The following is a 25,022-nucleotide window of genomic DNA, read 5'->3' on the forward strand; positions in this document are numbered from 1 at the left end:
AGCGTTGAAAATTGGCGAAACCGGAAATGAGAGCTCAATCTCCCCCCTTGTGGGGGAGATGTCCGGCAGGACAGAGGGGGGCGCGAAGGAACTCGGTTTGTCCAGGAATTCCATTCGTCCAGGCCTTAAGCCTCACACCTTCACCAGCTGCTCCACCCGCCCCTTCTCGCCGAAAATCCTCAGATACCGCTTGATCTCCTTCTCATCCCCGGTCGCCTTGGCGGGGTTGTCCGACAGCTTCACCGCCGGCCTGCCATTGGCCTCGCTGACCTTGCAGWCCAGCGAGATGGCGTCGAGGCTTTTGGTTTCGGTCGGCGCGCAGCCCTCGAAATCATTGGTGAGGTTGGTGCCCCAGCCGAAGGACATGCGCACCTTGCCCTTGAAGTGACGATAGGCTTCCTCGATGGTCTCGACCTCCAGCCCGTCGGAGAAGATGAGCAGCTTCTGCTTGGGATCCTTGCCCTTCTCACGCCACCAGGAGAGGATCTTCTCGCCGCCTTCGATCGGCGGCGCGCTGTCGGGGCRGAAGCCGGTCCAGTCGGCAATCCAGTCCGGCGCATCGCGCAGGAATGCGGCGGTGCCGAACGTGTCCGGCAGCACGATCAGGAGGTTGCCGCCATAGTAGCGCTGCCAGTCCTGCAGCACCTTGTAGGGCGACTGYCTCAGTTCCTCCTCGGAGTTGGCAAGGGCGGCGAAGACCATAGGCAGTTCATGCGCGTTGGTGCCCAAGGCCTCGAGGTCGTTATCCATCGCCAAAAGCACGTTGGACGTGCCGGTGAAGGYATCGCCGATGCCTTCCTTCAGCGCCTCGACGCACCAGCGCTGCCATAGGAACGAATGGCGGCGCCTCGTGCCGAAGTCGGAAATGCGGATGCCCGGCAGCGCTTTCAGCCGCTCGGTCTTGTCCCACATCTTGGCCTTGGCGCGGGCATAGAGCACATCGAGCGCGAACGGGCCGAAGGAGCGCATCGCCGCTCGCGAACGCAGCTCGTTGATGATGGCCAAGGCCGGGATTTCCCACAGCGTCGTGTACATCCAGGGGCCGGCGAAAGAGAGCTCGAACTGGCCATCGCGCCTGGAAAGCTCGTATTCGGGCAGGCGGAAATCCTCGAGCCAGGCGAGGAATTCCGGCTCGAAGATCTGCTTGCGGCCATAGAAGGTATTGCCGCCCAGCCAGATCATCTCCTTCTTCGWGAAGCGCAGCGTACGAGCATGATCGAGCTGCTCGCGCAGTTCCCCCTCGTCAATCTCGTCGGCGAGGCGCACCGAAGTTGTGCGGTTGATCAGGGAGAAGGTGGCCTCGACCTTGGGATACATGCCCCAGATCATCTGCAGCATCAGAAGCTTGTAGAAGTCGGTGTCCARCAGGCTGCGGACGATCGGGTCCAGCTTCCAGGTGTGGTTGTAGACGCGGCGCGCTATATCGGTCTTTGCCATGTCTCAATGCGCTTTCGTTGCTCGCCGGATCAGGATGGCGTCTCGTTGAATCGCCTTTCTGATCCAGCTTTCTGTTGGAGCACGATCTTTTCCGAAAACAGGTTTCCACTTTTCGGGATCATGATCGAGCCGCGGGAATGCCTCTTAGCATTGTATTTTCGAACGCGCTTGCAGCTTTGCAAGCTGGCCCGACAAAAAGCAGCTATGCAAGTCCAGCCGTCAGGACAGGGCCCTGGCACCGACAACCTTCAGCGCGGGACGTTTCCTGCGGCTCGGCATGCGGCCGGCCACGGGGGCATCGGCGCGGCCCTCGTCCTGCTCCTTCTCTGCGAACAGCCAGTCGATGAACAACTGGACGATCGGCGCCGAACGCATCTCGTTGCGGCAGACGACGTAGAAATCGTCGACCGCCGGCACTGACAAAGTGAATGGCGCGACGAGCATGCCCCTAGCAAGCAGGGCGCGCGCGGTGACGGAATCGCCGAGCGCGACGCCATGGCCGTGCACGGCGGCCTCCGTCGCCATGCGCGCATCACCCAGACGGTGGCGGCGGCCGCGCTCCAGGTCGAGCGCGTCGGCGGCGGCCAGCCAGGTGTGCCATTCGCGGCCATCGTCGCCATGCAGGAACACATGGTCGGCGAGGTCGCGGACGCTGCGGATCGGCCGGTTGTTGATCAGCGTCGGGCTGACCACGGGGAAGAGCTCCAGCCCCGACCATTTGCGTATCCAGCAGTCGCTCCAGCCGCCGTCGCCATAGTGCACGCAGACGTCGATGTCCGCGGCACGGATGTCCTTGGGATCGTTGGACGGGATCAGCGTCAGCTGGATGTCGGGATATTGCGTCGTGAAGGAGCCGAGCCGCGGCGTCATCCACAGCAGCAACAGCGCCGGCACGCAGGAGACCGAGAGCGCGCCAGCACTCGCCGGCCTGGTCATGCGCTGGGTGGCGGCGGCGATGCCCTCGAAGGCGGCCAAGACCGCCGGCAGGAACTCCGCGCCATGCGGCGTCAGTTTCACCCGCTGACCTGTGCGCTCGAACAGCTTCACGCCGAGCGACTGCTCGAGCGCCTTGATCTGGTGGCTGACGGCGCCATGGGTGACATTCAGCTCACCCGCCGCCTTGGTCAGCGAGGCGTGCCGCGCCGCGGCTTCGAAGGCGCGCAACGGATTCAGCGGCGGCAGGCGCTTGGCCATGGATAGCTCCTACTTTGTGAGATTTTCTCACAGCAGTGACCCTAACAATATCAATTGATTTTTCAATGCGGCTGCCCGACACTTTTGTCCGGAACAGCTTTCAAGAGACGTGAAAATCCGCAAGGGACAGCGGGTAACGATCTGGCCTGACAACAGGCTGGCTTGGCAAATCGTCCGTGCGGGCAGCAGGCAGAGGAGACCGGACATGGGTTACGATCGCGGCAAGCTCGAAGCGTTGCGCCGCAAATATGGCGAGAGCCATGGCGGCGAGATGTTCGATCCGAAATTCCGCAAGGTCGCCGACAAGATCTTCAACAAATCGGGCACGCGGCTTGCCCCCTATTCCGGCATCCCGACCTTCCTCGCCGCGCCCTATCGCGAAATCGCTGCCGAGAACCCGGATTTCGGCGACCTGCAGGTGGCGATGATCGGCGTGCCGATGGATCTCGGCGTCACCAACCGTCCCGGCTCGCGCTTCGGGCCGCGCGCGCTGCGCGCCATCGAGCGCATCGGTCCCTACAACCACGTGCTGGAATGCGCGCCGACGCATGAGCTTCGCGTCGCCGACATCGGCGACACGCCATTCCGCAGCCGCTACCGGCTGGAGATCAGCCATGAGGACATCGAAAAGCGCACCAATCAGATCGTCGATGCCGGCGTGCTGCCGCTCTCAGTCGGCGGCGACCATTCGATCAGCCATCCGATCCTGAAGGCGGTCGGCAAGAAGGCGCCGGTCGGCATGATCCATATCGACGCCCATTGCGACACCAGCGGGCTGTTCGACATGACCAAGTTCCACCATGGCGGGCCGTTTCGCAACGCGGTGCTGGACGGCGTGCTCGATCCCTCGCGCACGATCCAGATCGGCATCCGCGGCTCGGCCGAATATCTGTGGGAGTTCACCTACGAGTCCGGCATGACCGTCGTGCATGCCGAGGAAGTAACCGGGCTCGGCATCCCGGCCATCATCGAGAAGGCGCGCAAAATCGTCGGCGACGGCCCGACCTACATCTCCTTCGACGTCGACAGCATCGATCCGGCCTTCGCGCCGGGTACCGGCACGCCGGAAGTCGGCGGGCTAACGACGCGCGAGGTGCTCGAATTGCTGCGCGGGCTGAAAGGCCTCAACATCGTCGGCGGCGACGTCGTCGAGGTGGCCCCGCAATATGACGCGACCACGAACACCGCCCATGTCGGCGCCCAGGTCCTGTTCGAGATCCTGAGCCTGATGGTGTTCAGCCCGGCGATCAAGAAGGGTTGAGACATCGTAATTTCACGCAATTCCGGACGGAAAACCGCGTCACACTTTTCCTGGAATTGCTTAGCCAATACGGCCGCCGCGCTGGAGCCGGCGGCCGGACGCAACAAACAAGCTTCCAGCAGGGGAACCCAAAAATGACTCTTCGCAATGCTCTGAAATCCGCCATCGCGGCAGCCATGATGCTCGGCGCCGGTCTCGCCACCCAAGCCGCCAAGGCCGATGCCGTCGACGACATCACCAAGGCCGGCGCCATCAATGTCGGCATCTTCTCGGACTTCCCGCCCTTCTCCTCGGCGAGCGCCGATATGAGCATCAAGGGCTACGATATCGACGTGGCGCAGGCGATCGCCGATGCCTTGAAGGTGAAGCTCAACCTGGTCAGCGTCACCGGCCAGAACCGCATCCCTTATCTCACCGACAAGCGCGTCGATATCTTGATGAGCGTCGGCTACTCCAAGGAGCGCGCTGAGGTGATCGATTTCGCGGCCGCCTACGCGCCTTATTACATCGCCGTCATCGGCCCGGCCGAGCTCGCCGTCAAAGGCAAGGAAGACCTCGCCGACAAGTCGATCGCCGTCAATCGCGGCACGCTGGAGGACACCTCGCTGACCCAGGCGGCGCCGGCTTCCGCCGATATCCGCCGCTTCGACAACTACAATTCCGTCATCCAGGCTTTCATCTCCGGCCAGACGCAGTTGATGGTCGTGGGCAACGATGTCGGCGCGCAGGTGCTGGCCAAGYAGGATGCGCTGAAGCCCGAACAGAAATTCCAGTTGCTCACTTCGCCTTCGCATATCGGCCTCAACAAGAACGAGGAGCGATTGAAGAAGGCGGTGAACGACGCCGTCGCCAAGATGCTTGCCGACGGCAAGCTGGACGAGAGCTCGAAGGCCTGGCTGAAGACGCCGCTCAATCCCGACAACCTCAAGGATTGATGCCGATCGGTTCGGCGCCGTAACGGGCGCCGAACCTTCTCTTTGTTTTCACGCAATTCCGGACGGAAAGTTACGGCGAAGCCGAACCTCACCGCTTCACACTTTTCCTGGAATTGCTCTAGGCCGGGCGCCTTCAACAAGGTCAATCGCCATGGGCTACAGCCTCGACTTCGGCTGGCTTGCGGGTGCGGCGGGCGTGATCGCGCGCGGCGCGGCGATGACGCTGCTTCTGATCGCCGTCACCACGCTCGCCGGCACCTTCCTCAGCATCCTGGGCGCCGCCGGCAAAAGAAACGGCCCCAAGCCGCTTCAGCTGGCCATCGGCGTTTATGTCGAGGTCATGCGCAACACGCCGTTCCTGGTGCAGCTGTTCTTCATCTTCTTCGGGCTGCCCACGCTCGGGATCAGGCTGGACCCGATCCTGGCCGCGATGCTGGCGATGACGCTCAACATGGCGGCCTATACGATCGAGATCGTCGGYGCCGGGCTCGACGCCGTGCCGCGCGGCCAGACCGAGGCAGCGCTGGCTCTCGGCCTCAGGCCCCGCCAAGTATTCGTCAAGATCGTGCTGCCGCAGGCGCTGAAGGTGATCTACCCGGCGCTGACCAGCCAGATCGTCATCATGATGCTGGAATCGGCCGTGGTGTCGCAGATCGCGGTACGCGAACTGACCTACGAGGCCGATATGCTGCAGGCCCGCACCTTCCGCGCTTTCGAGACCTATTTCGTGGTGACGATGGTCTATCTCGGCCTGTCGATGGGGCTGCGCCGGCTGCTGGTCGCCAGCGGGCGCCGGGCGCTTGGAGCAGGCGTGTCATGATCGAGTTCACCTTCTGGGATATCGTGCGCAACCTCCTGCTCGCCGCGCGCTGGACGGTGCTCTTGTCGCTCGCCGCCTTCATCGGCGGCGCGCTGGTCGGGCTGGTCGTGCTGTTCTTCCGCATCGCCAAAAACAAATGGGTGAAGCGCATCGCCTCGGGCTATATCGCGCTGTTCCAGGGCACGCCGCTTTTGATGCAGCTCTTCCTGATGTTCTTCGGCCTGCCGATGCTGGGGCTGCRCATCGAGCCGTGGACCGCGGCGGCGCTGGGCTTGACCTTCTTCGCCAGCGCCTATCTGGCCGAGATCTGGCGCAGCGGCGTGGACGCACTGCCACGCGGCCAATGGGACGCCGGCGCCAGCCTCGGGCTGCACTATCTGCAGGAACTCAGGCTGATCATCCTGCCGCAGGCCTTCGCCATCACCCGCGCGCCGACCGTCGGCTTCCTGGTGCAGCTCATCAAATCGACGGCGCTGACCTCGATCATCGGCTTCGAGGAGCTGGTCAGGACCTCCAACGCCATCAACAACGCGACCTTCGAACCGTTCAAGGTCTACGGGCTGGTGGCGCTGATCTTCTTCGTCATGTGTTTTCCGCTGACGCAATACGCACGGCGGCTCGAAAAGCAGGCGCCGGTGCGCTGAGCCGGCTCAAGACTGCCGGTCATGYCGGCAGCCTTTCTCGTCAATGCCCGAAGGACAGCGCCGGCGCGATGCGGTCGCGTCTGAGCCAGCGCGCGAGCAGYAGCGCCGCCACCACGGCCAGTCCCGACGCCAGGCCGATCCAGATGCCGACGCCGTTGAAGCCGAAATGGAAGGCGAGCAGCACGCCGAGCGGCAGGCCGACGCCCCAATAGCCGATCGCCGCATAGATCATCGGCACCTTGGTGTCGTGCAACCCGCGCAGCATGCCGGCGGCGACCGCCTGGGCGCCGTCGAAAATCTGGAACAGCGCCGCGAACCCAAGGAAGGACACGGCAAGCGTGATCACCCTGGCATTGGCCGGATCGGCAAGATCGATGAAGGCGCCGATCAGGAGATGCGGCCACAGAATCATCACCAGGCCCATCAGCGCCATGAAGGAAACCCCGATGACGAAAGCGGTCCAACCGGCGCGCGAAACGCCTTCCGGATTGCCGGCGCCATGCGCCAGGCCGACACGGACCGTGACCGCCTGGTTGAGACCGAGCGGCACCATGAAGGAGATCGAGGCGATCTGGATGGCGATGGCATGGGCGGCCAGCGAATCCGCGTCGATCAGGCCCATGAGCAGGGCCGCCGCGTTGAAGATCGTCACCTCGAAGGCAAGGATGCCGGCGATCGGCATGCCGAGCCTGAGCAGGCCGCGGAAACGCGGCCAGTCGGAACGCCAGAAGCGGCCGAACAGACGGTAGCGGCGGAACTTCTTCTCGAGCATCACCACCGCCCCCAGGCCGACGAACATCAGCGTGCTGGACAAGGTGGTGGCGAGGCCGGAACCGGCAATGCCCATCGACTTGACGCCGAGATTGCCGAACATGAACACCCAGTTGAAGAAGGCGTTGCAGGCGACCGCGACGAAAACGATGATCAGCGCCCAGCCGGGCCGCTCCAGCGCCGAGATGAAGGAGCGCAGCACGATATAACCGTAGAAGGGCAGCACCGCCCATTGCAGCCAGTGCAGATAGATGCCGGCCTGATGCGCAAGCTCCGGCTTCTGGCCCATGGCCAGAAGAACCTCTTCGCCATGCGAAAGGAAGATCCAGATCGGGATCGAGATCAGGATCGCCAGCCACAGGCCCTGGCGCACGGTGCGGCGCAGGTCGCGCACGGAGTGTCGATGACGGCCGAGCTCGGTCGCCATCATCGGCGAGGTCGCCAGCATCAGGCCGAGGCCGAAGATCAGCGGCATGAAATAGAGGTTGGAGCCCAGCGCGCCCGCGGCGAGCGTATCGGGCCCGAGCCGGCCCATCATCATGACGTCGGTCGCGGTCATGGCCGTCTGGCCGAGATTGGTCAGCACCATCGGCCAGGCGAGCGCGATCGTCGCCCTGATTTCCTGACGCCAAAGGTTTTCCGGCGCGCGAGCGCCGGCTTCGATCGCAGACATTGTTCCGCTCTTTCAGAACACGGCGCGTCGGCCAAAGGGCCGGAAGCCGCACAACAATGGCGCGAAATGGCGCCATTTGCGTCGCCTTGTGAATGAAAAGCGACATTTTGGCAAGGGAGGAGGTCCGGGCAGCGATTGATCCAGGCGGAGCCCAGATTCCGCGACGCCCCTTTCATTTGCCGGCCTTCGACTGTTACGGATGGCCTGAGCATGCGCAGGCGCGCCGTGCCGGGAGGAATGATGCCGTTCAGGCGCAGAAAAAATACAGCCGCGATTCCGCGCACGGCGCCTGCCTTCGAGCACATCGTGACGGAGGCAAGCGAAAGTTTCCTGTGGCGGCTGGACGACTATCCGTGGGAGCGCAATGTCTGGAATTTCCATCCGGAATACGAAATCCACCTGCTCAGGAAATCGTCCGGCGTGGTGCTGGTCGGCGACCATATCGGCGAGTTCGGGCCGGGCTACCTGACGATCGTCGGCGGCGGGCTGCCGCATGACTGGGTGACGGCGGTGCAGCCCGGCGAACTGATCGAGGGCCGCGATATCGTGCTGCAGTTCGATCCCGAGCGGCTGCGCGGTTCATCCGGGCTGCTGCCGGAACTGCGCGAGCTGGAGCCGTTCCTGGAACGCTCGCTGCGCGGCATGGTCTTCCATGGCCGGACGGCGCTCGACGGCGCCGAGCTGATGGAACGGATGGGCGAGGTGCATGGGCTGGCGCGGTTCCGCATGTTCCTCGAGCTGCTCGAGCTTCTGGCCACCACCGACGAATACCAGCTTTTGTCGTCGCCGGATTTCTCCCCGCTTCTCGACGCGGAGTCGCTGGATATCGTGCAACGCTCGCTGACCTACCTGTTCCAGCATTTCGCCGAGGACCTGAGGCTGCCGGACGTCGCGGCATTGGCCGRCATGAGCGAAAGCAGTTTTTCCCGCTTCTTCCAGAAGAACACCGGCAATTCCTTCAGCGACCACCTYGCCAAGCTCAGGCTCTGGCAGGCCTGCAAGCTGCTCGCCGACACCGATATCCCGATCACCGACATCTGCTTCCAGGTCGGCTACATGAACATCTCGAACTTCAACCGCGCCTTCCTGCGCAAGCACAAGATGACGCCGTCATCCTATCGCAAGCTGTCGCGGCAGCGCCTGACGCTAAGGGCGTAGGACAGCCGAGAGCCRAATGCTCCGATGGCACTGATACTCGTGTGACGGACAGACTCTGCCCGCGCCATCTTTTGCGCCGCACAATGCATAAAAGTACAGATCTGCTGCAACGGGGCTTCTAGCCTCGCCCTCTCCAACTGCTCATTTTGGCGACGGGTGGAAGGTCCTGCGGGYGACGGTGAGGGTCGCCTAATCCAAGGACCTGCCGCTTTTCGCGAGTGTTCCTGGAGGAGAAAACCAATGAATTCAAACCGGCTCGCTGCCAGCCTCGGCGCAGCGTTCGTGCTTACCGCTTCCGTGTCAACCGCAGCACTTGCCCAGGCGCCCGTCTGCTCGGCGCCGGTCAAGGTGCTGGCGCAGCCGCGCGACGGCCTGACGCTTCTGGAGGACTCCAAGGACGAGTTCAAGAAGCTCTCCGGCGCTGGCTTCCAGATCGACTACCTCAACGAGAACGACCGCCGCGCCAAGTCGCGCGCCGATGCCTCCACCRTCGGCAACTACAACGTCTACTATGTCGACGAGGCCAATGTGGCTCTGTTCGCCTCCTCGGGCTGGATCGTGCCGCTGACCGATTATTACCCGGCAGACTACGACTACGCCGATTTCGATCCCGGCCGCCAGAAGGTCGCCACCTATGACGGCAAGGTCTGGTTCGCGCCGCTGACCGGCGGCGGCGACCTGATGGTCTACCGCAAGGACGTGCTGGAAGCCGCCGGCGTCCAGCCGCCGAAGACGCTGGACGAATTGATCGCCGACGTGCCGAAGCTGACCAATGCCGACAAGGGCATGTACGGCATCGCGCTGCGCGGCGCGCGCGGCTCGGGCGCCAATGTCTGGCGCTGGATGCCGTTCTTCAAGGCCTATGGCGGCAAGTGGTTCGACGGCGACAAGCCGGCTTTCAATTCGGACGCCGCCGTGAAGGCGACCGAGACCTATTTGAAGCTGTTCAAGGACTCGGCGCCCGGCACGCAGACCGGCAGCTGGGATGAATCGACCGGCGCCTTCCTCTCCGGCCAGGTCGCCATCCTCGTCGAATCGACGCCGCTGTCGGGCATGGCGGTCGACCCGAAGACCTCGCAGGTGGTCGGCAAGGTCGGCTTCCTGCCGCCGCCCTCGCCGTTGCCGGGCGGCGGCTATGGCCATGGGCTCGCCATCGGCACCAAGGCCAATGCCGATGACGCGGCTAAGAAATGCGCCGGCCTGTTCATCGCCTGGGCAACGTCGAAGGAGAACGAGAAGCGCCGGCTCGATGCGCATCAGTTCGGCGAGCTGAACCGCACCAGCATTCTTTCCAGCAAGGAATTCGCCGACATCTACGGCGCCGATCTCGGTCAGGCGCTGGCCGAAACCGGCAAGGTGACCGCGGTGAACTTCTGGCAGGATCCGCGCTGGCCCGATCTCGGCGACCGCTGGGGCATCATCCTGGAGGAGTTGGTCACCGGCACGCGGACCGACATCAAGGGCGGCCTCAACGAGCTCGAGGCCTATGCCAACGAGCTGGTGAAGAAGAAGTAATCCTCCCGCCCGCGGCGTACGGTCCACGGCATTCGAAGGAATGCCGGGATCCGCGCCGCGGGTTCTACCAACGACCCAAATACACCCGAGGATAGGCCATGCGCCGACGCTCTTCCCTGCCAGTCACATTTCTGGTTCCGACCTTAGCCATCCTTCTGGTGCTGTCGATGGTGCCGACGCTCTATGCCATCGTCATCGCGCTGCAGAACCGCGAGCTGAGCACGACCGGCTATTCCTGGGTGTGGTTCTCGAACTTCGCCGATCTCTTCCTCGACCGCCGCTTCCTCAACGCCGTCTGGGTCTCGGTGAAATGGGAGATCGTCACAGTCATCGCGACGATGGTGGTAGCGGTCGGGCTCGGCGTGCTGATGTTCGAGGTCGCCGGCCCACGCCTGCGCAATTTCTACTGTCTTCTGTTCATCATTCCGGTGCTTTTGCCGCGCGTCTCGGCCGCCTTCGTTTGGAAGTTCGCCTATCACCCGCTTTACGGCATCGCGACCTACCCCTACCGGCTGATCACCGGCGGGCTGATTTTCGATCCGCTGTCCAAGCCGGGCACCGCGCTCTTCGCCGTCGCATCGGTGGATGTCTGGCAATGGGGGCTGTTCTTCGCCGTCATCGTGCTGAAGCTGCTCGAGACCTTGCCGCCGCAGCCGATCGAGGCGGCCCGGCTCGATCACGCCAGGCGCTGGCAGATCCATGCCTATGTCACCTTGCCGATGCTGAAGGCACCGCTGATCAGCCTGATGTTCGTCAAGATGATCGAGTCGCTGCGCTCCTTCGACCTGATCTATGTGATGACGCGCGGCGGACCGGGCGTCGCGACCGAGACGCTCGACATGTACGCCTTCTCGCAAGGCTTCATCGAGTCCGGCAAGGTCTCCTACGCTTCGGCCATGGCCGTGCTGATGATGATCGCGACGGTCATCACCTTCACCATGCTTTGGAAGCGGGTGCAGGCATGAAGCAATATCGGATGAGACCGGGCCGACTGATCGCCAAGGCCATACTGGCGCTGGCCGGATTCCTGGCCGTGTTCCCGCTGGTGTGGACGGCGCTCAACGCGCTGAAGAACAATGTCGACATCATCACGCGCGTGCCGAAAGTGGTCTTCACGCCGACGCTGGCCAACATCAGCTACATCCTCGGCCGCGACAGCGTGCTGACCGGGCTCTACAACTCCGCGGTCGCTTGCGGCGCGGCGGTGCTGATCGGCATCGTTCTCGGCCTGCCGGCGGCCTATGCGGTGGCGCGCTATCCCAACCGCTTTGCCGGCGACATCCAGTTCTTCGTGTTGTCGCTGCGCTTCCTGCCGCCGGTGGCGGTGGCGATCCCGCTGATGGTGATCTGGCTGCAGGTCGGACTCTACGACAGTTTGCCGGCGCTGATCATCACCTACTCGCTGCTGACCATCTCCGTCATCATGTGGCTCGCCATCCCGGCTTTCCAGGGCGTGCCGAAGGAAATCGAGGAAGCGGCCTTCGTCGACGGCTACGGCGCCTATTCGGTGTTCTGGCGGATCGCGCTTCCCGTCGCGGCKCGCTCGCTGATCGGCGCCATCGCCTTCAGCTTCGTCTTGGTCTGGAACGAGTTCCTCATCGCGCTGATGCTGTCGAGCTCCAACGCCAAGACGCTGCCGATCGTGGCGTCCGAGCTGTCGCAGCAAGGCATGAACGTGCCCTGGGGCATCCTCAACGCCTCGGTCGTGCTCCTGTCGCTGCCGCCGCTGCTCTTCCTCGGTGTCTTGAGCGGCTTCCTGAATTCCGTTTTCCGGCAAAAGAAAAGTTGAAGTGAGGACACCCGATGCGGGCACTGGTGCTTGAGAAAAAAGGCGAACTGTCGCTGCGCGAGATCGCGCTGCCGCAAGATGTCGGACCGGACGATGTCCGGATCGCCATCCACACGGTCGGCGTCTGCGGCAGCGACGTGCATTACTACACGCATGGCGCCATCGGCAGCTACATCGTGCGCCAGCCGATGGTGCTCGGCCATGAGGCGTCGGGCACGATCGTCGAGGTCGGCGCCAACGTCACGAGCCTGAAGGTCGGCGACCGCGTCTGCATGGAGCCGGGCGTGCCGAACCTTTCCTCGCGTGCGACGAAGCTCGGCATCTACAATGTCGATCCGGACGTCCGCTTCTGGGCGACGCCGCCGGTGCATGGGGTGCTCGCGCCTTACGCCGTCCATCCGGCGGCCTTCACCTACAAGCTGGCGGACAATGTCTCCTTCGCCGAGGGCGCAATGGTCGAGCCCTTCGCCATCGGCATGCAGGCGGCGGCACGCGCCCGCATCGTGCCCGGCGACGTCGCCGTCGTCGTGGGCTGCGGTCCGATCGGCATCATGATCGCGTTGGCCGCGCTGGCGGGCGGATGCTCCAAAGTGCTCATTTCAGACTTTTCAGCGCCCAAACTTGAGATCGCCGGCCAGTATTCGGGCATCGTGCCCRTCAATATCGGCGAACAGTCGCTGGTCGACGCCGTTGCGACCGCGWCCGACAATTGGGGCGCCGATATCGTGTTCGAGGCGAGCGGCAGCCCGAAGGCCTTCGCCAATCTGTTCGACATCGTGCGGCYGGGCGGCGCGGTGGTGCTGGTCGGCCTGCCGGTGGAAACGGTCGAGCTCAACGTGCCGGCGGCGATCGCCAAGGAGGTGCGCATCGAGACCGTGTTCCGCTATGCCAACATCTTCGACCGCGCTTTGCAGCTCATCGCCTCCGGCAAGGTCGACCTCAAGCCGCTGATCACCGGCACCTATGATTTCTCCGAGAGCATCAAGGCGTTCGAGCGCGCCGCGCAAGGCAAGCCGCAGGATGTCAAGCTGCAGATCCTGCTGACCGGCGAGAAGGGATAAGGCATGTCCGCGATCGTTTGCTCCCATGTGGACAAGGCCTACGGCGCCACGACGGTCATCCGCGATCTCAACCTCGCGATCGAGGAGCATGAGTTCGTCGTGTTCCTGGGACCCTCCGGTTGTGGCAAGTCCACGCTTCTGAGGATGCTGGCGGGGCTGGAAGACATCAGCGGCGGCGAGGTGTCGATCGGCGGCAAGGTGGTCAACGATCTCGAGCCCGGCGACCGCGGCATCGCCATGGTGTTCCAGAATTATGCGCTCTATCCGCATATGACGATCTTCGACAACGTCGCCTTCGGACTGAAGCGGCAGAAGGTGCCGGCGGCTGAGATCAGGAAGCGCGTCGAGGCCGTCGCGAAAACGCTTGGTCTCGAACCCTATCTCGGCCGCAAGCCGACCGAGCTGTCCGGAGGCCAGCAGCAGCGCGTGGCGATCGCGCGCGCCATGATCAAGACACCGAAGGTCTTTCTCTTCGACGAGCCGCTGTCCAACCTCGACGCCAAGCTGCGCAACCACATGCGCGTCGAGATCGCCAGGCTGCACCAGTCGCTGAAGACCACCACGGTCTATGTCACGCACGACCAGCTGGAGGCGATGACACTGGCCGACCGCATCGTGCTGCTGAAGGACGGCGTTATCGAGCAGATCGGCTCGCCGGCGGAAATCTATCGGCGTCCCGGCAACCAGTTCGTAGCCGGCTTCATCGGCACGCCGAACATGAATTTCATCGAGGCTACGGTGGGCCGGAAGGGCGACGGCTGGACGCTGACCGGCGCCGGAACGGTGCTATCGCTGCTGGGCAGCGACTTCCATCTCGAGCACGCCGATCGCGTGGTGCTCGGCATCCGGCCTCCGGATCTGAAGACGGCGCAGGCAGGCGCGGCAAACCTTTTGCAAGGCACCGCCGACCTCATCGAGTTCCACGGCAATGACGCGCTGGTGACGTTCGGCTCCGGCGGCAAGGAGATCAGCGCGCTGGTGCCAGCCCGCGAGTGCCCGGAGCTGCGCGCGCCCGTGCGCTACAGCTTCGACGAGGACAGCATCCATCTGTTCGACGCGCAGACCGGCAAGTCGCTGCGCAGGCAATAGCGCAGCTCCGCCCGGAACTGCCTGGAGGATGCACACATTTCCAAGCGGCTGGGTCTTTGGCGATATTGTGCATGGCAGCTTGGCGCATGCATTGTCGAATGCTGCGCTGGTCGACCCCCACTCCGTCTCGGCTTCGCCGAGCCACCTCTCCCCCGATCGACGGGGTAGAGGAAAGGCGCTAAGCCTTTTTGCCGTCGACGCTCGTCCGGCAACGCTCCCTTCCTTTCCCTCCGGAGGGGGAAAGGTGGCGCTGCGAAGCAGCGACGGATTGGGGGAACCACCTGGCAATCAAGCCTCACGTCGATCAGTCACGCCAGTCACAGAACATGTGTGCATAGAGCGTAGCGGAATTGCGTATGATGGAAGCTATCCGATCGCGTCGAGCATCTGCCGCTGGCGGTGCATCTCGAGGAAGATCCGRTAATCGCGGTCGAAGCGGGCGCCGGCTTCCTTGTTGGGCGCGCGCGTCCTGCCGCCTTGCTGCATGGCGACGCAAGCCGCGTTGAGATCGGGGTAGAGCCCGGCGGCCGTCGCCGCCACCATGCCGGTGCCGAGCAGCACCGCCTCGTCGGCAAGCGGCTCGACCACGGTGCAGCCGGTGGCGTCGGCATAGAGCTCCATCAACAGCGGGTTCTTGGTGTGGCCGCCGGTGACATGCAGCGTGTCGATCAGATAGCCGTTCTCGTTCAGCGCCTCGAGCACATGGCGCACGCCGAGCGCGATGCCGACCGCGGTGCGCCAATAGAGCTTGCACAGGCTGTCGAAGGAGGAATCGAGCGTCAGGCCGCTGATGACGCCGACGGCGTGCGGATCGGCGAGCGGCGAGCGGTTGCCGTGGAAATCCGGCAGCACATGCAGCCGCRCAGCCAGCGCATCACCCTCCTCGGCGCGCAGCTCGGCGACGCGCCGGGCGATCTTCATATGCATGGCGGCGTCCGGCTCGCCGCCGGCGCCGTGCCAGCGGATGATGTGGTCGAGCAGCGCGCCGGTGGCCGACTGGCCGCCTTCCGACAGCCACAGCGTCGGCAAAGCCGCGCCGTAATAGGGCCCCCATACCCCGGCAAAGGGCTGCGGGTCGAGCGACATCGCCATGACGCAGGACGATGTGCCGGCAATCAGCGCCAGATGGCGGCTGATGTTCTTCTCGTCACCGGCAAAGCCGCCCAGGACACCCAGCGCGCCGGCATAGGCATCGATGACGCCGGCGCCGACCCGGCATTTCTCGGTCAAGCCGAGCTCGGCCGCGGCCTTCGCCGTCAGCGGACCGATATCGGCGCCGACCGGGCTTGCCTTTTCCGGTAGATTGCCGTGYTCGAAGAGATCGCCAAGCCCGACCAGCTCGAAGAAATCGCGCCGCCAGCTTTTTTCCTCATGCGCCAGATAGGTCCACTTGGCCGTCAGCGTGCATTGCGAGCGGGCAAGCGAGCCTGATGCCTTCCAGGTCAGGAAATCGGCGAGATCGAACAGGTAGCCGGCTTCATTCCATGTCTTCGGCAGATGGCGCTTCAGCCACATCAGCTTCGGCGTTTCCATCTCCGGCGACATCACGCCGCCTATATAGTCGAGCACGGCGTGGCCGCTGGTCGTGCATTCATCCGCCTCGGCGATGGCGCGATGGTCGAGCCACACAAGCGTGTCCCAGCGCTTCTCGYCGGTGACCGAGACGCTGATCTGGCCGCCCTGCCTATCGCGCGCAACCAGCGAGCAGGTCGCGTCGAAGGAGATGCCGGCGATATCRCCGCCGGSGACGCCGGATYTCTCGAGAGCGGTCCGCACGGATTTGCAGACCGCCGACCAGATGTCTTCCGAATCATGCTCGGCGTGATCGGGCTTGGGCTGGTGCATGGCGATCGGATGATCGGCGCGGCCGAGCAGGTTGCCTTCAGAGTCGAGAATGCCCGCGCGAGCGCTCCCGGTGCCGACATCGACCGCGCAAACGAAACTCTTCCTCAAGATGCTTTTTCTCTCGCTCCCAGGCCTGCAATCAGATCGGGCAATTGCAGCATGTCAGCGAATATAAAGTCAGGCTCCGTCGACGCAAGCCGCGCCTTGAGGGTGGGGTTGGAGGCATGCGAGCCGCCGGTGAAGGCAAAGACGCGCATGCTTGCGGCGCGGGCGGCGGCCACGCCGGCCGGGCTGTCCTCGATCACCAGGCAGGTGCGCGGATCCGCCCGCATCGAGGCGGCGGCATGGAGGAAAAGGTCGGGYGCCGGCTTGCCGCGTTTGACCATGGTGGCGCTGAAGAGATGCGGCTCCAGCAGGGGGAGCAGGCCRGTGACCTCGAGCGCGTAGCGGATGCGCTCCAGCGTGCCGGACGAGGCGACGCAACATGGCCGGCCGAGCTTCGGCAGCACCTCCTTGACGCCGGGGATCGGCTTCAATTCCTCGCGGAATTTGCGCATGAGGTCGACGCGCATGGYGGTCAGATGCCGGTCGCTGATCTCCAGCCCGAACTCCCGGCCGAGGATCTCGCGCACGCTCTTCATGCTCTTGCCCAGGAAATGCTCGTAGGCGGTGTCCTCRCTCACCGTGCCGCCGGCAAGCTCGATCATGTCGAGCAGCGCCGAGACCGAAAGCGCCTCGCTGTCGACCARCACGCCGTCGCAGTCGAAGATGACCAGTTTCGGCGTCATCGCGCTGCTTCCAGTGAGCGTCAGAGCTTGCCGGCGAGATAGCGCGTCAGGGTTTCGCGCGCGCCGTTCGCCCACAGCGCCTTCAAGGCATGGGCGAAGGCCTCGGCGAAGACGGGCGAGCGGCCGACATCGCCATAGATGTCCTCCATCGCCAGCCAGGCCTTGGGATCGTCCTTGGCCGCCTTCGCGGTCGCCTGCATGCGGTCCCAGCTCGGATCGTTCGGCTCGATGACGGCGCCGCTGTCGGTGGTGCCGAAACAATAGCGGCACCAGAGGGCCGATTCCAGCGCGAGACCGGCGACGCCCTGGCCCGCCTTCAGCCGGTCGGCGATCGTCGGGATGATGAATTTCGGCTGGCGGTTGGAGCCGTCGAGGCAAAGCCGGCGGATGGTGTCGCCGATCTTGGGATTGGAGAAGCGCCGCTCGATGAGCTGGTAGTAGTCCTCCAGATCGGTATTCGGCACCGGCGGCACGGTCGGGATGATCTCGTCATGCTCGAGCTTCGACAGGAAGGCGCGCACCAGCGGCTCCTGCATGCCTTCATGGACGAAATGGATGTCCATCAGCCCGGCCGGATAGGCGATGGTGGCGTGGCCGCCATTGAGGATGCGGATCTTCATCAATTCGTAAGGCGAGACGTCCTTGACGAACTGCACGCCGACCTTCTCCAGCGCCGGACGGCCGGCGGTAAAATGGTCCTCCAGCACCCATTGCCTGAACGGCTCGCAGAACACCGGCCAATTGTCCTCCAGGCCGAAATCATCGGCGAGGATCTTGCGCTCGCGGTCGCTGGTGGCCGGCGTGATGCGGTCGACCATGCCGTTCGGGAAGGCGACCTTGTCCTCCACCCATCTGGCGAGGTCCTCGTCGATCAGCCGCGCAAGGCCGATGACGCCATCGGAGGTGACGTGGCCGTTATGGGGGATGTTGTCGCAGGACATGACGGTGAACGGCACGATGYCGTCGGCGCGCCGGCGCAGCAGGCCCGCGAGGATGATGCCGAAAACGGTCTTCGGCACGGCGCCCGGTTGCGCGTCGGCAACGATGTCGGGATGGGCCGGGTTGAACTTGCCGGAAGCCGGGTCGATGAAATAGCCGCCCTCGGTGATGGTCAGCGAGACGATCTTGATCGCCGGATCGGCAAGCCGTTCGATGATCGCGGCCGCGTCGCCGGGCGTCAGGAAATCGATCATGGCGCCGGTGACGCGGGCGCTCATATGGCCCTGGTCCTGCTCGACGACAGTGGTCAGCCAATCCTGCTCCTCGAGCTTGGAACGGCCGATCTTCTCGCCTTCGAACACGCCGGCGCCGATCAGCGCCCAGTCATGGCCCTCGCCGGTGCCGAACAGATCGTCGAGATAGACCGCCTGATGCGAGCGGTGGAAGTTGCCGACGCCGAAATGGACGATGCCGGCTTTCAGGGCGGAGCGGTCATATTTCGGACCGGCGACCTTGGCCGGCAACCTGGCGAGGTTCGAGGAAGAGAGTTTCACGGTCATCTCACTTTACCCTTTGGCCGATCTGCAGCCCGACTGTTTCCGCCTCCTTCGGGAGGGCGAGGATGAGGGGCAGCATCTGATGTTCCGGTATGCTGCCCCTCACCTGCCCCGCGGCGTCTTCTCCGGAGGAAAGAAGAGAAGCGCCTCCCCCTCAACTTGCCCCTCAACTCATCCATTGGCCGCCGTCGACATTGTAGGTCTGGGCGACAATGTATTCGGCCTCGTCGCTGGCGAGGAACACGGCCATGCCGGCGAGATCCTCGGGCTTGCCCATGCGGCCGTAAGGCACGCCTTCGCCGACCAGCCGCTTCTTCTCGCCCTTGGGCCGGTTCTCATATTTGGCGAAGAGCGCGTCGACCTGGTCCCACATGTCGCTGTCGACCACGCCTGGCGCGATGCCGTTGACGTTGATGCGGTGCTTGATCAGGTCGAGCCCGGCCGATTGCGTCAGCGAGATGACGGCGGCCTTGGTGGCGCAATAGACGGCGACCAGCGGCTCGCCGCGCCGGCCGGCCTGACTCGCCATGTTGATGATCCTGCCGCCCCTGCCACGCGCGATCATCGAGCGGGCGGCCGCCTGCAGCATGAAGAGCGTGCCGGCGACATTGACGGCGAACAGTTTTTCGTAGCTCGCCCTGGTTATCTCGACGATCGGCGCGAGGTCGAAGATCGCCGCGTTGTTGACCAGCACGTCGAGCCCACCGGTCTTCGCCTCGACCGCCTTGACCGCGGCCTCGATCGAGGACTGATCGGTGACGTCGAGCTGGATCGCGTAAGCGGCGGAGCCGATCGCTTTCGCCGTCGCTTGCGCCGCGTCGAGGTCGATATCGGCAATCGCCACCGTCGCGCCTTCGCGCGCATAGGCTTCGGCGAAGGCCCTGCCGATGCCGCGCGCCGATCCGGTGATCAGCGCCGATTTGCCTTTCAGCCTCACTTTGCCGTCCTCACTGGGCCCGTCCTCACTGGGCCAACGCCTTGCCGTCGGCGCCGAAGCGGTGGAGCTTGGCCTTGTCGGGAGTCAGGTAGACGGTGTCGCCATGCTTGACCGCGACCTCGCCGTCGGCACGCACATTGATCGTGCCGATGCCGTCCGTCTGGACATGCAGGAAGGTGTCGGAACCGAGATGCTCGGCAACGCCGACCGTCGCCTTCCAGTCGCCGGACGAGGTCGAGATGTTCAAGTGCTCGGGCCGGATGCCGATGGTCTTGGCGCCGTATTTCTCCGCCGGCGCGCCTTCGATCATGTTCATCTTGGGCGAGCCGATGAAGCCGGCGACGAAGAGGTTCTTCGGCGTCTTGTAGAGCTCCATCGGCGAGCCGACCTGCTCGATGTTGCCGGCATTGAGCACGACGATCTTGTCGGCCATCGTCATGGCCTCGACCTGGTCATGGGTGACGTAGATCATCGTCGTCTTCAGCTGATGGTGCAGCTCGCTGATCTCCAGCCGCATCGTGCCGCGAAGCGCGGCATCGAGATTGGACAGCGGCTCGTCGAACAGGAAGGCCGAGGGCTGGCGCACGATGGCGCGGCCGATGGCGACGCGCTGGCGCTGGCCGCCGGACAGCTGGCCCGGACGGCGCTCGAGATAGTTGGTGAGGTTCAAGACGCGCGCGGCGTCCTTCACCTTCTTGTCGATGGTCGCCTGGTCCTCGCCGGCCATCTTCAGCGGGAAGGCGATGTTCTTGGCGACCGTCATGTGCGGATAGAGCGCGTAGGACTGGAACACCATGGCGAGCTTGYGCTTGGCCGGAGCCTCGCGGGTGACGTCGCGGCCATCGATCGAGATGGTGCCGCCGCTTGTGTCCTCAAGCCCGGCGATCAGCCGGAGYAGCGTGGACTTGCCGCAACCCGAGGGGCCGACGAACACCACGAACTCGCCGTCCTCGATGTTGAGGTCGATGTTCGGAATGATCGTCGTCGACCCGAAGGACTTGGAGACGTTCTTGAGCGTGATGTTTCCCATGGTTTCCTCCCGGGGATATCTATCGTCGTCCGCCGCTTGGGCGCTCTTACTTCACGGCGCCAAAGGTCAGGCCGCGCACCAGCTGCTTCTGGCTGAACCAGCCCATGATCAGGATCGGCGCGATCGCCAGCGTCGAGGCCGCCGACAGCTTGGCCCAGAACAACCCTTGAGGACTGGAGAAGGAGCTGATGAAGGCGGTCAGCGGCGCGGCGTTGGTGGTGGTGAGCCGGATGGTCCAGAACGCCTCGTTCCAGGCCAGGATGATGTTCAAGAGCATGGTCGAGGCAATGCCGGGAACGGCCATCGGCGTCAGCACATAGATGATCTCGTTCCACAGCGAGGCGCCGTCYATGCGCGCGGCCTCCAGGATCTCGCCCGGGATCTCGCGGAAATAGGTGTAGAGCATCCACACCACGATCGGCAGGTTGATCAGCATCAGCATCACGGTAAGGCCGATGCGGCTGTCGAGCAGCCCTGAGTCGCGGAAGATCAGGTAGATCGGGAACAGCACCGCGACGGCCGGCATCATCTTGGTGGACAGCATCCACATCAGGATGTCCTTGGTGCGCTTGGTCGGCGAGAACGCCATCGACCAGGCCGCCGGGATGGYGACGATGAGCGCGAGGATGGTCGAGCCGACCGACAGCAGCACCGAATTGAAGAAGAACTTGAAGTAGCCGCTCTGCTGCTGGACCTCCGAATAGCTCTCGAAGGTCCCGGAGGGGATCAGGTTGAAGCCCTGGATCGCCTCCTGCTCCGACTTGAACGAGGTGATGATCGTATAGAGGATCGGAAAGAAGATCAGCAGGGCGACGATCCAGGCCGCGGCCGTGGCGATGGTCTTGTGCTGGGTGGTGACTGCGCGGGCCATCTTATCCTCCCTTACTTGTCCAGATTCTTGCCGACGGCGCGCATGGCGAAGAAGGCAACGATGTTGGCGAGAATGACGGCGATGACGCCACCGGCTGATGCCTGGCCGATTTTGAACTCCAACAGCGCCTTCTGGTAGACGAGGAAGGGCAGGTTGGTGGAGGCGTAGCCCGGGCCGCCATTGGTGGTGACCAGGATTTCGGCATAGATCGACAGCAGGAAGATCGTCTGGATCAGGATGACGACGGTGATGGCGCGCGACATGTGCGGCAGCGTCAGATACCAGAAGCGGCTGAGGAAGCCGGCGCCGTCCATCTCGGCCGCCTCCTTCTGCTCGCCGTCGAGCGACTGCAGCGAAGTGAGCAGGATCAGCGTGGCGAAGGGCAGCCACTGCCAGGCGACGATGAGGATGATGGCGGTCAGCGGGTGCTGGCCGAACCAGTCGATCGGCTGGGCGCCGAAGAAGCGCGCGATGTCGGCGAAGACGCCGTATTGCGGGTGCATGATCATGTTCTTCCAGACAAGGGCCGCGACCGGCGGCATGACGAAGAACGGCGAGATGACCAGAATGCGCACGATGCCCTGGCCCCAGATCGGCTGATCGAGCAGCATCGCCAGAAGGATGCCGCCGACCACGGTGATGACCAGCACGCTGACGACGATGATCAGCGTGTTGAGGATCGAGGAGAGGAAGGCCGGGTTGGAATAGAACAGCGCGTAGTTGGAGAAGCCGACCAAGCCGTCACGGATCGGGTTCAGCGGATTGTATTGCTGGAACGAGAACCAGAGCGTGAACAGCAGCGGCACGATCATCCAGACGAACAGCAGGATCACCGATGGCGCCATCATGAAACGGGCAAGCGAACGGGTTTGCTGAGTAGCCATGACGGTCACCCTCCCAAAGTCARCCGGATTTTCAGAGTTGCGCCCAGAATCTTCCCGGTCTTGAAGGGTGGCCGCCCGAACTGGGTTTCGGGCGGCCCCTTGCCGGCCATGATAGGCGACCGGCGTTCGGCACCGGGAGGAGCCTTACTTGATGTAGCCGCCTTCGGTCATCGCCGCGGTGGCTGCGTCCTGGGCCTGCTTGAGAGCATCGTCGACGCTCGACTGGCCGGCGAGAGCCGCCGAGAAGAGCTGGCCGACGGTGGTGCCGAGACCCTGGAATTCAGGAATGGCGACGAACTGCACGCCGACATAGGGCACCGGCTTGACGGTCGGATGCGTCGGATCGGCGGCGTTGATGGAGTCCAGCGTCATCTTCGCGAAAGGCGCCGCCTTCTGGTACTCCGGATTGGCATAGAGCGAGGAGCGCGTGCCCGGAGGAACGTTAGCCCAGCCTTCCTTCGAGGCGACCAGCTCGGCATAGTGCTTCGAGGTTGCCCAGGAGACGAACTTCTCGGCGGCGTCGGCCTTCTGGGTGCCGGCGGGGATCGCCAGCGACCATGCCCACAGCCAGTTGCCGCGCTTGCCGAGGCCGTTGTCCGGCGCCAGCGCATAGCCGACCTTGTCGGCGACCTGCGAGGCCTTCGGATCGGAGACGAAGGACGCGGCGACGGTGGCGTCGATCCACATGCCGCACTTGCCCTGCTGGAACAGCGCCAGGTTCTCGTTGAAGCCGTTGGACGAAGCCCCTTCCGGACCGTCGGCCTTCATCAGGTCGACATAGAACTGCAGCGTGTTCTTCCACTCGGGCTGGTCGAATTGCGGCTTCCAGTTCTCGTCGAACCAGCGGGCGCCGAAGGAGTTCGACATGGCGGTGAGGAAGGCCATGTTCTCGCCCCAGCCGGCCTTGCCGCGCAGGCACACGCCGTTCACGCCGTTGGCGCGGTCGGTCATCTTGTCGGCTGCCTGCTTGATGAAATCCCAGGTCGGGGCGTCGGGCATCTTCAGGCCCGCCTTCTCCATCAGGTCCTTGCGGTACATGACGAAGGAGCTTTCGCCGTAGAAGGGCGCGGCGTAGAGCTTGCCGTCGACCGAAAGACCGCCGGCGATGGCCGGGATGATGTCCTTGACGTCATAGTCGTCGCCAAGCTTGTCGAGGGGCAGGAGCCAGCTCTGCTTTGCCCAGATCGGAACCTCGTAGGTGCCGATGGTCATGACGTCGTACTGGCCGCCCTTGGTGGCGATGTCGGTGGTGACGCGCTCGCGCAGCACGTTCTCTTCAAGYGTGACCCAGTTGAGCTGGATGTYGGGGTTTGCCTTGGTGAAGTCGTCCGTCAGCTTCTGCATGCGGACCATGTCGCCATTGTTGACGGTGGCGATGGTGATGGATTCGGCATGCGCGGCGAAAGCGAGGGCGCTGGCCGACAACAGGCCCAGGGTGAGCGTGCGAAGTTTCATCAAATTCCTCCCTTAAACCAAGATGAGCATTTGCCTTGGTTCTGAGCAATTACTCACTTACCGTGATTTATGTCAAGCCGGAATCTATGCTGCGTCGCAGCAGAAATGACGCGAGGTGAGCCGGCCCGACGATGCGGCCGGCCTTCGGGAAGGGGAGCTAGCGGCGGCCTGCTTACGGGCAGGCGATCTCGGCCAGGATCCAGTCGCGGAAGGCGCGGATCTTCGGCACGTTGYGGCGGGCCGTCGGATAAACCAGCCAATAGGCATGGCCGTCATCGCCCACGAGATCGAAGGGCTGGACCAGGCGGCCGTCGGCGATCTCGTTCTTGAACAGGGCCCTGGTCAGGATCGCCACGCCGTGGYCGGCCATCGCCGCGTTCGCCTCATAGGCCTGCGCGCCCATGCTGGAGCCCGGCCGCTTGGCGAGGTCGTGCCCGGTCACGCCGGCGGCCGCGAACCATTGCGACCACCAGATGTCGCCGGGATCGAGGATCGGCAGGCGCAGGAGGTCGGCAGGCTCCTTGACGCCGCCGATGCTCGCGGCGAGCTTGGGGCTCAGCATCGGCGTGAAATCGGCGTCGAGCAGCTTGTGCGCCTCCAGGCCCGGCCATTTGCCGCCGCCGGAGCGGATGGCGAGATCGACATCCTCGCGCGCGAAATCGGTCAGGCGGCTCGACGTGTCGAGCCGTACGGCAAGCGCCGGATGGGCAAGCTGGAACGAACCCAGATGCTGCGCCAGCCAGTTCGAGGCGAAGGTCAGCACGGTGGTGACGCAAAGCAGGCCGTCGGCGCCGCCGCGCGCCGCGGCATAGGCCTGGCCCAGGATGGAGAAGGCCTCGCTGACGGCGGGCGCCAAGCGCTGGCCGGGCTCGGTCAGCTCGATCTGCTTCGGACGGCGCAGGAACAGCGGCGCGCCGATGCGCTCCTCCAGCACCTTGATCTGATAGCTCGCGGCCGCCTGGGTCATGCCCAGTTCCTGCGCTGCCTTCGTAAAGGACAGGTGCCTCGCCACCGCTTCGAATACCCGGATCGCCTGCAGCGGTGGCAGCGGCGCCAGCTGCGGAGAACTCAGATCGGGCATAAGGCCTCCTTATGGGTCATGATCGAGGTTTAATTGGAAGCACGAACCGGCCAGACCGATATTTGGGGTTGACGATCAATCCAGTTCAAGGCTGACGATCATGGTCACGGTTCAGGAAAAACTCGTTTCCACCCCGGCACGCGGCTGGTTTTTCACGCTTGTGCGCGAATTTGCAAGGTTTTCGGGCCGCAGGCGCGGCTATATCGATGTCCGGGAGCTATCCGAGCATCTGCAGCGCGACATGGGTTTTCTCGACGGCAACGACCCGCGCGGCCCCTCGCAATAGCC

23 protein-coding genes are annotated in these 25,022 nt (G+C 64.0%); 11 read left to right on the plus strand and 12 right to left on the minus strand.

Annotation, left to right across the window (positions count from 1 at the left end; translation table 11 throughout):
• Positions 1 to 132 precede the first annotated feature (132 nt).
• On the minus strand, positions 133 to 1,437 hold the full coding sequence (gene pncB / locus LCM4576_RS34015; protein WP_071036619.1) for a nicotinate phosphoribosyltransferase: 1,305 nt from the start codon (positions 1,435 to 1,437) through the stop codon (positions 133 to 135).
• 219 nt (positions 1,438 to 1,656) lie between these two features.
• The gene (gcvA, locus tag LCM4576_RS34020; RefSeq protein ID WP_071036620.1) at positions 1,657 to 2,631 is read right to left on the minus strand and encodes a transcriptional regulator GcvA; all 975 of its coding nucleotides are present in this window, start codon (positions 2,629 to 2,631) and stop codon (positions 1,657 to 1,659) included.
• A gap of 205 nt (positions 2,632 to 2,836) precedes the next feature.
• Here gcvA and speB point away from each other — a divergent pair, with 205 nt between their 5' ends.
• The 4 genes from speB (at position 2,837) to LCM4576_RS34040 (ending at position 6,291) form a co-directional block, all read left to right on the plus strand.
• Complete coding sequence (gene speB, locus LCM4576_RS34025; RefSeq protein WP_041009112.1) at positions 2,837 to 3,892, plus strand: agmatinase; 1,056 nt, start codon at positions 2,837 to 2,839, stop codon at positions 3,890 to 3,892.
• 134 nt (positions 3,893 to 4,026) lie between these two features.
• Entirely contained in the window at positions 4,027 to 4,827 is an 801-nt protein-coding gene (locus tag LCM4576_RS34030) for a transporter substrate-binding domain-containing protein (protein ID WP_071036621.1), read from the plus strand.
• 151 nt (positions 4,828 to 4,978) lie between these two features.
• Positions 4,979 to 5,647: an amino acid ABC transporter permease gene (locus LCM4576_RS34035; RefSeq protein ID WP_040987022.1), complete on the plus strand. Its 669-nt coding sequence runs from the start codon at positions 4,979 to 4,981 to the stop codon at positions 5,645 to 5,647.
• The gene (locus tag LCM4576_RS34040; RefSeq protein WP_071036622.1) at positions 5,644 to 6,291 is read left to right on the plus strand and encodes an amino acid ABC transporter permease; all 648 of its coding nucleotides are present in this window, start codon (positions 5,644 to 5,646) and stop codon (positions 6,289 to 6,291) included. The genes LCM4576_RS34035 and LCM4576_RS34040 overlap by 4 nt, the downstream gene beginning before the upstream one ends.
• A 40-nt stretch (positions 6,292 to 6,331) precedes the next feature.
• Here the strand turns inward: LCM4576_RS34040 and LCM4576_RS34045 are convergent, their stop codons facing one another.
• Complete coding sequence (locus tag LCM4576_RS34045; protein ID WP_071036624.1) at positions 6,332 to 7,735, minus strand: MATE family efflux transporter; 1,404 nt, start codon at positions 7,733 to 7,735, stop codon at positions 6,332 to 6,334.
• A gap of 240 nt (positions 7,736 to 7,975) precedes the next feature.
• Between LCM4576_RS34045 and LCM4576_RS34050 the strand changes: the two genes are divergently transcribed.
• The 6 genes from LCM4576_RS34050 (at position 7,976) to LCM4576_RS34075 (ending at position 14,347) form a co-directional block, all read left to right on the plus strand.
• A complete protein-coding gene (locus tag LCM4576_RS34050; RefSeq protein WP_071036823.1) occupies positions 7,976 to 8,893 on the plus strand; it encodes an AraC family transcriptional regulator in 918 nt (305 codons plus the stop codon).
• Between the two features lie 240 nt (positions 8,894 to 9,133).
• Positions 9,134 to 10,408, plus strand: coding sequence for an ABC transporter substrate-binding protein (locus tag LCM4576_RS34055; protein WP_071036625.1), 1,275 nt, complete (start codon positions 9,134 to 9,136; stop codon positions 10,406 to 10,408).
• Between the two features lie 98 nt (positions 10,409 to 10,506).
• Positions 10,507 to 11,373 carry a carbohydrate ABC transporter permease gene (locus LCM4576_RS34060; protein ID WP_041009099.1) on the plus strand — a complete coding sequence of 289 codons (867 nt, stop codon included), beginning with the start codon at positions 10,507 to 10,509 and terminating at the stop codon, positions 11,371 to 11,373.
• Positions 11,374 to 11,384: 11 nt separating this feature from the next.
• On the plus strand, positions 11,385 to 12,197 hold the full coding sequence (locus LCM4576_RS34065) for a carbohydrate ABC transporter permease (RefSeq protein ID WP_071036825.1): 813 nt from the start codon (positions 11,385 to 11,387) through the stop codon (positions 12,195 to 12,197).
• Between the two features lie 14 nt (positions 12,198 to 12,211).
• On the plus strand, positions 12,212 to 13,258 hold the full coding sequence (locus LCM4576_RS34070) for an NAD(P)-dependent alcohol dehydrogenase (protein WP_071036626.1): 1,047 nt from the start codon (positions 12,212 to 12,214) through the stop codon (positions 13,256 to 13,258).
• Between the two features lie 3 nt (positions 13,259 to 13,261).
• A complete protein-coding gene (locus LCM4576_RS34075) occupies positions 13,262 to 14,347 on the plus strand; it encodes an ABC transporter ATP-binding protein (RefSeq protein ID WP_071036627.1) in 1,086 nt (361 codons plus the stop codon).
• 366 nt (positions 14,348 to 14,713) lie between these two features.
• On the opposite strand, the gene LCM4576_RS34080 is transcribed toward LCM4576_RS34075, so the two are convergent.
• The 9 genes from LCM4576_RS34080 to LCM4576_RS34120 form a co-directional block, all read right to left on the minus strand.
• Positions 14,714 to 16,300: an FGGY-family carbohydrate kinase gene (locus LCM4576_RS34080; RefSeq protein WP_071036628.1), complete on the minus strand. Its 1,587-nt coding sequence runs from the start codon at positions 16,298 to 16,300 to the stop codon at positions 14,714 to 14,716.
• A complete protein-coding gene (locus tag LCM4576_RS34085; protein WP_071036629.1) occupies positions 16,297 to 16,980 on the minus strand; it encodes an HAD family phosphatase in 684 nt (227 codons plus the stop codon). Before LCM4576_RS34085 ends, LCM4576_RS34080 begins: the two co-directional genes overlap by 4 nt.
• A 20-nt stretch (positions 16,981 to 17,000) precedes the next feature.
• The gene (locus tag LCM4576_RS34090; protein ID WP_071036630.1) at positions 17,001 to 18,479 is read right to left on the minus strand and encodes a mannitol dehydrogenase family protein; all 1,479 of its coding nucleotides are present in this window, start codon (positions 18,477 to 18,479) and stop codon (positions 17,001 to 17,003) included.
• Between the two features lie 163 nt (positions 18,480 to 18,642).
• The gene (locus LCM4576_RS34095; protein ID WP_071036632.1) at positions 18,643 to 19,413 is read right to left on the minus strand and encodes an L-iditol 2-dehydrogenase; all 771 of its coding nucleotides are present in this window, start codon (positions 19,411 to 19,413) and stop codon (positions 18,643 to 18,645) included.
• Positions 19,414 to 19,438: 25 nt separating this feature from the next.
• Complete coding sequence (locus LCM4576_RS34100) at positions 19,439 to 20,443, minus strand: ABC transporter ATP-binding protein (protein WP_071036633.1); 1,005 nt, start codon at positions 20,441 to 20,443, stop codon at positions 19,439 to 19,441.
• A gap of 46 nt (positions 20,444 to 20,489) precedes the next feature.
• Complete coding sequence (locus LCM4576_RS34105; protein WP_071036634.1) at positions 20,490 to 21,314, minus strand: carbohydrate ABC transporter permease; 825 nt, start codon at positions 21,312 to 21,314, stop codon at positions 20,490 to 20,492.
• Between the two features lie 11 nt (positions 21,315 to 21,325).
• Complete coding sequence (locus LCM4576_RS34110; RefSeq protein WP_071036635.1) at positions 21,326 to 22,198, minus strand: carbohydrate ABC transporter permease; 873 nt, start codon at positions 22,196 to 22,198, stop codon at positions 21,326 to 21,328.
• A gap of 144 nt (positions 22,199 to 22,342) precedes the next feature.
• Positions 22,343 to 23,653: a sugar ABC transporter substrate-binding protein gene (locus LCM4576_RS34115; protein WP_071036638.1), complete on the minus strand. Its 1,311-nt coding sequence runs from the start codon at positions 23,651 to 23,653 to the stop codon at positions 22,343 to 22,345.
• Positions 23,654 to 23,825: 172 nt separating this feature from the next.
• The gene (locus tag LCM4576_RS34120) at positions 23,826 to 24,734 is read right to left on the minus strand and encodes a LysR substrate-binding domain-containing protein (RefSeq protein ID WP_071036640.1); all 909 of its coding nucleotides are present in this window, start codon (positions 24,732 to 24,734) and stop codon (positions 23,826 to 23,828) included.
• Positions 24,735 to 24,834: 100 nt separating this feature from the next.
• On the opposite strand from LCM4576_RS34120, the gene LCM4576_RS34125 reads away from it, so the two are divergent.
• Entirely contained in the window at positions 24,835 to 25,020 is a 186-nt protein-coding gene (locus tag LCM4576_RS34125) for a hypothetical protein (protein WP_040986994.1), read from the plus strand.
• The last annotated feature ends 2 nt before the right edge of the window (positions 25,021 to 25,022 follow it).

The organism is Mesorhizobium sp. LCM 4576, assembly GCF_001854815.1.
Lineage (GTDB): Bacteria > Pseudomonadota > Alphaproteobacteria > Rhizobiales > Rhizobiaceae > Mesorhizobium > Mesorhizobium plurifarium.

Bases quoted from the DNA above. Each gene is read 5' to 3' on its own strand.
- gcvA (WP_071036620.1), bottom strand. From the start codon at position 2,631: ATGGCCAAGCGCCTGCCGCCGCTGAATCCGTTGCGCGCCTTCGAAGCC.
- speB (WP_041009112.1), top strand. From the start codon at position 2,837: ATGGGTTACGATCGCGGCAAGCTCGAAGCGTTGCGCCGCAAATATGGC.
- LCM4576_RS34060 (WP_041009099.1), top strand. From the start codon at position 10,507: ATGCGCCGACGCTCTTCCCTGCCAGTCACATTTCTGGTTCCGACCTTA.
- LCM4576_RS34075 (WP_071036627.1), top strand. From the start codon at position 13,262: ATGTCCGCGATCGTTTGCTCCCATGTGGACAAGGCCTACGGCGCCACG.
- LCM4576_RS34110 (WP_071036635.1), bottom strand. From the start codon at position 22,198: ATGGCTACTCAGCAAACCCGTTCGCTTGCCCGTTTCATGATGGCGCCA.
- LCM4576_RS34125 (WP_040986994.1), top strand. From the start codon at position 24,835: ATGGTCACGGTTCAGGAAAAACTCGTTTCCACCCCGGCACGCGGCTGG.